The 7,771-nt window shown below is 64.4% G+C and carries 13 protein-coding genes; 8 read left to right on the forward strand and 5 right to left on the reverse strand.

Translation table 11 applies throughout. The features are described 5' to 3' along the window. Positions 1-160: 160 nt before the first annotated feature. Positions 161-484, reverse strand: coding sequence for a hypothetical protein (locus KBZ07_RS13135; protein WP_254932031.1), 324 nt, complete (start codon positions 482-484; stop codon positions 161-163). Between the two features lie 240 nt (positions 485-724). Here KBZ07_RS13135 and KBZ07_RS13140 point away from each other — a divergent pair, with 240 nt between their 5' ends. Then, entirely contained in the window at positions 725-943 is a 219-nt protein-coding gene (locus KBZ07_RS13140; protein WP_254932032.1) for a hypothetical protein, read from the forward strand. A gap of 196 nt (positions 944-1,139) precedes the next feature. On the opposite strand, the gene KBZ07_RS13145 is transcribed toward KBZ07_RS13140, so the two are convergent. After that, positions 1,140-1,406, reverse strand: a complete 267-nt coding sequence (locus KBZ07_RS13145; RefSeq protein ID WP_254932033.1) for a hypothetical protein — start codon at positions 1,404-1,406, stop codon at positions 1,140-1,142. Positions 1,407-1,460: 54 nt separating this feature from the next. Further along, a complete protein-coding gene (locus KBZ07_RS13150) occupies positions 1,461-2,204 on the reverse strand; it encodes a L,D-transpeptidase (RefSeq protein WP_254932034.1) in 744 nt (247 codons plus the stop codon). Positions 2,205-2,381: 177 nt separating this feature from the next. Between KBZ07_RS13150 and KBZ07_RS13155 the strand changes: the two genes are divergently transcribed. Continuing rightward, complete coding sequence (locus KBZ07_RS13155) at positions 2,382-2,810, forward strand: EamA family transporter (protein WP_254932035.1); 429 nt, start codon at positions 2,382-2,384, stop codon at positions 2,808-2,810. Between the two features lie 153 nt (positions 2,811-2,963). Here the strand turns inward: KBZ07_RS13155 and KBZ07_RS13160 are convergent, their stop codons facing one another. Together KBZ07_RS13160 and KBZ07_RS13165 are read right to left on the reverse strand one after the other, a co-directional pair. Continuing rightward, positions 2,964-3,266: a hypothetical protein gene (locus tag KBZ07_RS13160; RefSeq protein WP_254932036.1), complete on the reverse strand. Its 303-nt coding sequence runs from the start codon at positions 3,264-3,266 to the stop codon at positions 2,964-2,966. Positions 3,267-3,279: 13 nt separating this feature from the next. After that, the gene (locus KBZ07_RS13165) at positions 3,280-3,531 is read right to left on the reverse strand and encodes a DUF2811 domain-containing protein (RefSeq protein WP_254932037.1); all 252 of its coding nucleotides are present in this window, start codon (positions 3,529-3,531) and stop codon (positions 3,280-3,282) included. A gap of 636 nt (positions 3,532-4,167) precedes the next feature. On the opposite strand from KBZ07_RS13165, the gene KBZ07_RS13170 reads away from it, so the two are divergent. The 6 genes from KBZ07_RS13170 to KBZ07_RS13195 form a co-directional block, all read left to right on the forward strand. Next, a complete protein-coding gene (locus tag KBZ07_RS13170; protein WP_261347701.1) occupies positions 4,168-5,076 on the forward strand; it encodes a major capsid protein in 909 nt (302 codons plus the stop codon). 65 nt (positions 5,077-5,141) lie between these two features. After that, complete coding sequence (locus KBZ07_RS13175; protein WP_254932038.1) at positions 5,142-5,576, forward strand: hypothetical protein; 435 nt, start codon at positions 5,142-5,144, stop codon at positions 5,574-5,576. Positions 5,577-5,586: 10 nt separating this feature from the next. Further along, positions 5,587-6,237: a hypothetical protein gene (locus tag KBZ07_RS13180; protein WP_254932039.1), complete on the forward strand. Its 651-nt coding sequence runs from the start codon at positions 5,587-5,589 to the stop codon at positions 6,235-6,237. Positions 6,238-6,314: 77 nt separating this feature from the next. Continuing rightward, positions 6,315-6,557 carry a hypothetical protein gene (locus tag KBZ07_RS13185; RefSeq protein WP_254932040.1) on the forward strand — a complete coding sequence of 81 codons (243 nt, stop codon included), beginning with the start codon at positions 6,315-6,317 and terminating at the stop codon, positions 6,555-6,557. A gap of 42 nt (positions 6,558-6,599) precedes the next feature. Beyond that, the gene (locus tag KBZ07_RS13190; RefSeq protein ID WP_254932041.1) at positions 6,600-7,280 is read left to right on the forward strand and encodes a hypothetical protein; all 681 of its coding nucleotides are present in this window, start codon (positions 6,600-6,602) and stop codon (positions 7,278-7,280) included. Between the two features lie 12 nt (positions 7,281-7,292). Then, positions 7,293-7,771: hypothetical protein (locus KBZ07_RS13195; protein WP_254932042.1), on the forward strand; the 479-nt coding region annotated here is incomplete at its 3' end.

Here is a 7,771-nt window from a genome sequence, read left to right on the forward strand (position 1 = left end):
TCCCTGCGCGTATCAAACCCTTGTCCTCCAGGCTCTGTCGCACTGTTAGGTGCGCTCAGTAGAACTGCACCGAGAGGTGCGCCCCGTAGACCACCACCGATAGGTGCACTTGGTGGGGGAAGAGATAAAGCAGGCCGCCGATATGGCGGCCTGCATGAGCTCAGATGAGCGCCACCTCCCCAGGGAGGAGAACCCGGCGCTTCTGAGCAGCTGCCAATACCTCTTGGCGATAGAGCTCTTCTCCAGCTGCGCTAAGGGCTGAATCGATGGCATCGATTCGTGCCAGGCACTGAGCAATGGCAGGCAGCACCTCCTCTTCTAGGAGGGTGATTTCTTCTTCTCCATAGGGCTGCTCGCTCCAGGTGCGACGCAGCGGCAGATCGCGCTGCAGCAGCTGCTCGATGGAGCGCGAGGCGCGATCAAGCAGCAGGAAGGGATCTTCTTCTGGCCGGCAGAACTTGGACTGGGCGGGATAGGTGGCCATGGGATTCAGCGCCAAGTGTGGCGCAGCGATGGGACCGATCCCAGAGGAGGTCCGACGTCAGGAGGGCCTCAAACTGGAGAGGCCCCGGAGTAAGCCACAGGCTTCAAGTCCCCCGGCGCAATCGGATCAGGGTGCTGCTCCTGCATGGCAGCAGCTGCGAGTTAAACGGAAAACATCAACTCGCCTTTGCCGAGGTGGCGCCCCAGTCAGAGTGGGTTTGAACAAGATCCGCCACGAGCCATGCAGCGCATCATCCGGTTCATCGCTGCTGCCAGCCTGATATCGCTCCTTTCCGCCTGCGGCGGTGAGGGAGCAAAAGATAGGGAGGAAGACCAGGGAGATCGAGAGAGGCCCTCCCTGGGCGCATCCAAGGATGGTGATGAGGGTGAGGACAAGAAGGAGGACAAAAAGGAGGAAAAGGAATCCCGCGATGATGAGGATCGCGAGGACAGTGATTAGCCACCTGCTTGATCACTGCGTACCTCGGTGGTGTCCAATCCCATCAGAGGTGTGATTTGTTCCTAGCCGCTGAACCTGGTGACACTGTTCAAGTTCTTTCAGGCGGCGAGGGCCGACATGGGCCCACGCTCCCCTTGGTTTTCCACGGCAGCTTGCTTAAGGCGGTAGGTCCAACGAACAGTTCTTCACGGCTCCTTCACCGGTCCATCCGCGTCAACGCAGCACCGCCCAGCAGCGCCAGCAGCAGCTTGAGGGTGGAATCAAAGCCGCCCTGTAGCTGCTCCAGCGTGCCGGGGCAGATCTGACCAACAGGACGGCCCTGGAGCGCCCTTTGGCCACAAACCCCAGCGGCCAGCGAATAGATCAGCAGCTGGGTGCCGATCACCACCGCCAGGATCTTGAACACAAACCGCTCCCGGTCGAACGGCGGCTTGGGCGGCTGGGGTGCAGGGTTTGCATGCATCGCTGCTCGTCCCTCGCGATCAGGCCCCAGCTGGTGGCAGCACCAGCCCCTCCATCACTTTTTTTCCTGAAACACCCCCACATAGACCGTGCCCTGCCGGTACAGAGGCAGCACCTTGTCGCGTAGATCGGCGTTGTGAATGCGGACGCAGCCCAAGGTGGGATGTAGGGGCTGCTGCGCTGCCCAGGCGCCTGGCCAGCCGCAGGCGGATCCACCGCCGTGGAGCATGATCCCGGCCCGGCCAGCCTTGACCTCCTGGCCTTCTAACTCCTCCAGGTCAAATGAGTACCAGCCGTAGGCCATGGCGGTATCGGAGCAGGGTGGATTGGGGTGCTGCTCGTAATCGGCGTAGAGCTGCCCGAGCTTGTAGAGACCGGGCGGGGTGTCGGTATTGGTGTGGCTCCAGTCGGTGTCAGCGCCCTGCCCCCTCGCCAGGCAGGGGAGCTTCCACAGAAACTGGCCGGTGTGGTCATAGGCCTCCATGTCCTCATCTCGGTCATTCACCAGCAGGTAGGAATCACCCGGTTTGACCGGTGCTGGCTTCTGGGGGCCAGCCATGCCGGCTTCCTCTGAACCGCGGGGATCGAGACCACCGGCTGGAGCCTGCGGCTCTGCTGGGACTAGCGGCTGCTCGCTGTAGGTGAGTGCCCAGGGCGCCTGCTCGCAGAGGATCTCCTCGCCGCGCTCAGTGCTGCTGATTGCCTCAAACAGCTGCTGAACGCCGCGTTGCTGCTGCGGCTGGTCGCGGTAGTAGCGGAAGCGATCGCTGAACCGCTCGGCGCTCATCGGGGTGGTCATGGGGAGTGGTGCTGACCACTGCCTTTGCCAGTTGGGAGCTGCTAGTCGAACGCTGCCGCCGCCGCCCCGCCAACGCAAGGCGCCCCTAGCCCCCAACACTTTTCGGTGGAGATTGTGAACAGAAGGCTTGCCAGCGCGAATAGCCTCCGCTCACAGCTTCCCAATGCAAAACGCTCTGTGCAGAACTGGCAGCTGTGGGCCGTAGCGGCCGCGCTCTCCGCAGCCGTCACTGCTCTATTGGTCAAAGTGGGCGTGCAGGGGGTGGATGCGGGGATGGCCACCCTGTTCCGCACCCTGGCCGTGGCGATTGTGCTGGCTCTGGTGCTGCTGGTAAGCGGCCGGCTCGATTGGCAGGAGCTGCGCCAGCTGCCCGCTCTCAGCCTGGGCGCTCTCGCCCTCTCCGCTGTGGCAACAGGGGTGTCGTGGTTCTGCTACAGCCGAGCCCTGCAGCTGGGGCCCGTCGCTGGGGTGGCGGCGCTCGACAAGCTCAGTGTTGTGCTGATTGCCCTGCTGGCGGTACTGCTGCTAGGTGAGCAGCTCGACCTCAAGGCCTGGCTCGGAGTGGTGCTGATGGCCATCGGCGCTGCTTTGGTGGCCTGGGTTTAGTTATCCAGCGACCGAATCAAGAAACAGGTGCCGCGGTTGCGCGCTGCCCTTGGCTACCAGCCGGAAGCAGCTATGGCGGATCAAGCTGGCCTGCTCAACCTGCTTGAGCGCCTGCTGCTGCTGCCGCCGCCAGAGAGGGCAGCTCCCTGGGCCTTAGCCCAACGGCCTGATCTGCATGATCGCCGTGCGCAGCTCGAACCGATTGTGGCTGGGCCACCAGCGGAAGGGCAGGAGCTCGTTGTCCTGCAGCACCACCCCATTCACCCGCTGACAGACGCTGTCCCAGCGCCAGTCCACCAGAGCAGCTCCAGCCGCGGTGTGCAGCGGCAGGAGCTGCTCCAGCCGCCGGCGCAGGAAAGAAGGCCGCAACCGGTCGCAGCACTGCCCCACCAGCTGGTGCTGGCTGCGTCGCCGCCGGATGCGCGTGCCGGCCAGGCCTGCAATGGAAATCACCACGTCGCCAGCTCCATCAGTTGTGGGAGATCGGCCGCGCCGCAGTAGCCGGATCGCGCTGGAACAAACCGTCGAGGTAGTGGCGGCTTACGGCCCGGTCCTTGCAGCCGTGCTGGAACAGGAAGCCCGCAAGCGCTGCTTGCAGCAGGCGGTACTGGTCCCAGTTGGGATGGCTGCTGATGAAATCCCGCATCGCCTGGTACAGGTCCTCCGGGAACTCATTGACGACGCTCACGTGGACCGGCAGATGGTCGGGAATTTGGCTCATGCGTTCATCACGGCAGTGCACCCATCAAGTCACGAGCACCGCACCAGCGTCAAAGCAGCAAAACCAGTCCGACAAGGCCGTGTCTCTCCGTAAGAAGCAAGTCCTGAGCTGCCTTCCTGGCGGCTTGCTGTTCCTCTCGGGCTGGCCAAAACTCCCCGCTGCCGCCGGTCAAGAGGAGAGGGCTTTTCCACAGCGGGTGCTGCACTGCTGGCGCCAGCAGCGGGGTCTTGGGAGTTCAGCTTGTGGAAAAGTCGCCGTTTGTGGTGGGAAAACGCTGAATTCGGGGGAAAAGCCCATAGCTCAGCAGCCCTGATCGATTCGCCCGTGCCCCTGCAGCAATACCAATCGGGTTTAGCGAAACACCAGCTCCGCTCTGATCTCCAACGCACAACCGCCCATGCAGCAGCCTCAGCGGCACCGGCGCGTCACCCATGAGCAGGCTGCTGCGGACTAGCCGCAGTGGACTGGTGGTACATGAGCTCGTGCTCCACACCGCATCCCGGCCAGGGCGCTGCTGCTGAGCTGCTGAGGAGTGAGCACCAACGCCATGCCCTGAGCTGACCACCAACCAACGGTCCAGACGCGACCTGGCAACAGCTGCTGTTGTCACTGGGGCAAGGCCCCGGGAGAGTGCCCTTGGGCCTGACCTTGATCGAGGCGCAGAAATACGCCCGCCGCGCTGAACAGCTGGCGGTGCTCAAGACCTTTGCTGAGGGGGAGCTGCTGCGCCGCCTGCCCTTCCGCAACCTCGTCGGTGGCTCATTGAGCTTCCCGGCTGAAACCAAGCTGCCCCGCGTTGGTTTTCGGGCAGTGAATGAGGGCTACCGCCAGAGCTATGGGGTGATCAACTCCGATTCGGAGTTTGTGCACCTCTTTGGCGGTGATCTGGATGTGGACCGCTCGATCGTTGATCTGCAGGGCCCTGAGGCCAGAGCTGCCCAAACCGAGATGAAGGTCCGCTCGATGCGCCTGACTCTTGAGGCGGCGATCATCAACGGCGACGACACCTTCGATCCGCGGGCCTTCAACGGACTGAGCAAGCGCCTGGCACCTGGAGACGAGCAAACGATCGACAACGGCGGCAGCACCCTCAACCTGCTGGCGCTGGAGGCATTGAGCGACAGCGTGATCGGCTACGGCGGCGACAAGGTTCTGATCGCCAGCAAGGCCGCTCGCCGCCAGATCAGTACCGCCTCCCGTCAGGCCGGCGGGGAGCTGTATGAGGTGATAGATGGCCGCCACTATTTCGAGGGGATCGAGATCCTGCTGGTGGAGGAGGACGCCGAGGGCCATGCCGTACTCGGTTACGACGAACCAGCGGGCACCACCTCGATCTACTGCTGCGTGCTGGGTGATGCGGCGGTCTGCGGTCTGCAGGGGCCGTTTGAGGGCAGGTATGGCATTGCGGTGCGTGATTTTGGGGAGGTGCATGACGCACCGGTGTTCCGCACGCGGGTGGATTGGTACGTGGGTTTTGCCGTCTGCAACCGCAAGGCCGCTGCCCGCCTTTACAACGTGGCGCCCATGCCGCTGGTTCTGCCCTAAGCGCCAGGCCCAACCCCGGAGGACTGCCCAGAACCACACATTTATTCCCCACAGGAGCCCTATCCATGACCACTCAAGCCACCCGGCTGCTCGATGCCCAGACGGTGCTCGTCGGCTGGATCAACCATTCGGCTACCGACTGCTACGAGCACAGCCGCAGCAGCGGCGATGTCATCAACCTCGGCACCGACCTCGATGCCTCCTGCTCCTTTGTGCTGGTGGCTTCTCACCCCGGCCACAGCGACGCGGTAACCGTGACCCTGGAGCTAGCGCCGCTACTGGCTGATGGCACAGCCGGCAGTTGGATCACTGCCGCTGCTGTCGCTATCCCCGCCGCCGGCGGCAAGGTGGAGGCAAGCATCAGTGGTGCTGCCCTGCTGCTCAATCCAGCCGACAGCGAGTTGGTCACGCCGCCCTGCCTGCGGCTGGCCCGCGCTGTGATCTCTCCGAGCACACCGGTAGGGATGTGCGTGGCGCTGACCGCCAACCAGGGGCTTTGAGGTGAGTGCCATGGACACCGCAATGCCGCTGCAACTGCTGCAACCCCTCGATAGCAACAACCCCGCCTCCACGCCCGTTCACCTATCGGGCCCGGAGCAGCGGCTGATCGTCACCCCGGATCCAGGTGCGGGCGATGAATCTCTGCTGCCGCCTAGCCAGCTGCTGATCGTTAAGGACGGCGAAAGCCGCTCGATCTGGCCGGTGCACCTGGCCGGCTGGCAGGCATTGGGCTGGCAGCTACACACACAGCCGCCGACACCGGAACCCGAGCCGGAACAACCAGAGCCGGAGCCAGAACCGGAGCCGGAGCCTGCACCGCAGCCAGGGCCGGAGCCTGATGCAAAACCAGCAGCCCTCGCTGAGCGCAGCACCGCGGAGCTCTCCGAATTGCCCAGCCCTGAGCTGGTTGAACCGGAAAGCGCAACGGGCGCACCGGCCACAAGCGATGGAGAAGCCCTGCTGGCTTCTGAGCCGCCTGATTTCCAGTCGATGACCAAGGCCCAGATCGTCGACTACTGCTCGGCTGTCCATGGCGTGGAGCTAGATGCCAGCCAGACCAAGGCGGAGCTGATTGAGCAGGCCATGGCGTTGGAAGCCCAGGCCAATGACACGGCTGCAGCGGATCTCGCAGCGCTGGAGCTGGGTGATGCCCTGCTCTGACCACGGCCAACTGCAACCGAGCCAGCGCATTCCTGGCTGGGGGCTGGCAACAGCTCAGCAGCACGCCCCTGGCGCCGATGGCCACTTCCGATCCGGCTGTGCTGGTCGAGCTGACGGCCCAGTGCCGCAGCAGCAGTCGGCCGCAGGGGGTGATCTTCTTGGGTCAGGCCCAGCTGCAGGACGGCGGCACCCCTGAACCGCCCCCAGCCGGTGGCATCAGTTCGGTGGAAGCTCTGGCGCCGCTCATCAGTGCCACCGCCAGCAATGGGGTGGTGGTGCTCGCACTGGACCTGCGCCTGCTTAGCTCTCTGCCGCCCTGACTCGAGCTCTGATCTCCCAACCCTTTTTCTCTGTTGATCGCCATGGCCACCACCATCGAGAGCCGCACTACCGCCGGCCGCTCCCTGCCCCAGGCATCCGACCTGCTGCTGGTGCAGCGCGGCAGCACGCCCTACCGGGCCACGGCTGATGAGGTCAAGGCGTTCATGCTCACGCCGGCCACTGCGGCGGCGATCGGTGCGATCAAACCCGGCACCAACCTCTCGGTGGATGCCGATGGCACGCTCCATGCAGCCATTTCCGGTGCCCTTACCTACCGGGGTGCGATTGACCCCACCACCACCGAGGCTCCGGCCGAGGCTGCAGTCGGTGATGTGTACCTAGCCAGCAGCTCCGGCATTGCCCTGGCGAGCTGGAGCGGCATCGCCGAAGCGGAGATCGCCCAGGGGGATCTACTGCTGTTTGACGGGGAGGACTGGAGCGCCAATGCCGCGCTGGGCCCTGATGGCGCTGGGGTGATCCGCATTCAGGTGGCTGCGCCACTGAGCATTGATGAAAGCGATCCGGCCCAACCGCTGCTGAGCGTTGAGCCCGCAACCACCGCCGCTGTCGGCGTGGTGCGCCTAGCGGCTGCCGAGGACCTCACCGCCGGCACCGAGGGCGCCGCTGTTGATGCTGCAGCCCTCAAGGAAGCCATGGCCACCGCCCAACCACTGGGCGATTACATGCCGCTGGACATCAGCAGCCTTCCAGCTCTGCCCTGATCGCCGCAGCTGATGACCCTCCAACCAGGCGACCTGCTGGCGATCACCAGGCCTGCTGGGCCCCAGGCCGGCACCTACCAGCTGCCGGCAGCAGCACTGGCGGAGTTGCTGAACCCGCCGCCGGTGCTGGGAATCAGCGGGGTGGTTTGGTCAACCGTGCGCTCGGCGGCAGACAACAGCTGGCAGGCGATCTGCTGGTCGCCGGAGCTGGGGCTCTACGCCTGCGTAGCGGGTAGCGGCACGGGCAACCGAGTGATGACCTCAAGCGATGGCATTCGTTGGATTCCCCAACCTGCGGCTGCCGATCTGAACTGGGTGGCCCTCTGCTGGGCTGGGGAGCTGGGGCTGTTTGTTGCCGTCAGCGACAGCGGCATTGGCAATCGGGTGATGACCTCAGCGGATGGGCGTAGCTGGACCCTGCGCCAGACGCCGGCCAACAACAACTGGACCTCGATTTGCTGGGCACCAGAGCTGGGCCTGTTTGTGGCGGT

The sequence above is a fragment of the Cyanobium sp. BA20m-14 genome (assembly GCF_024346295.1).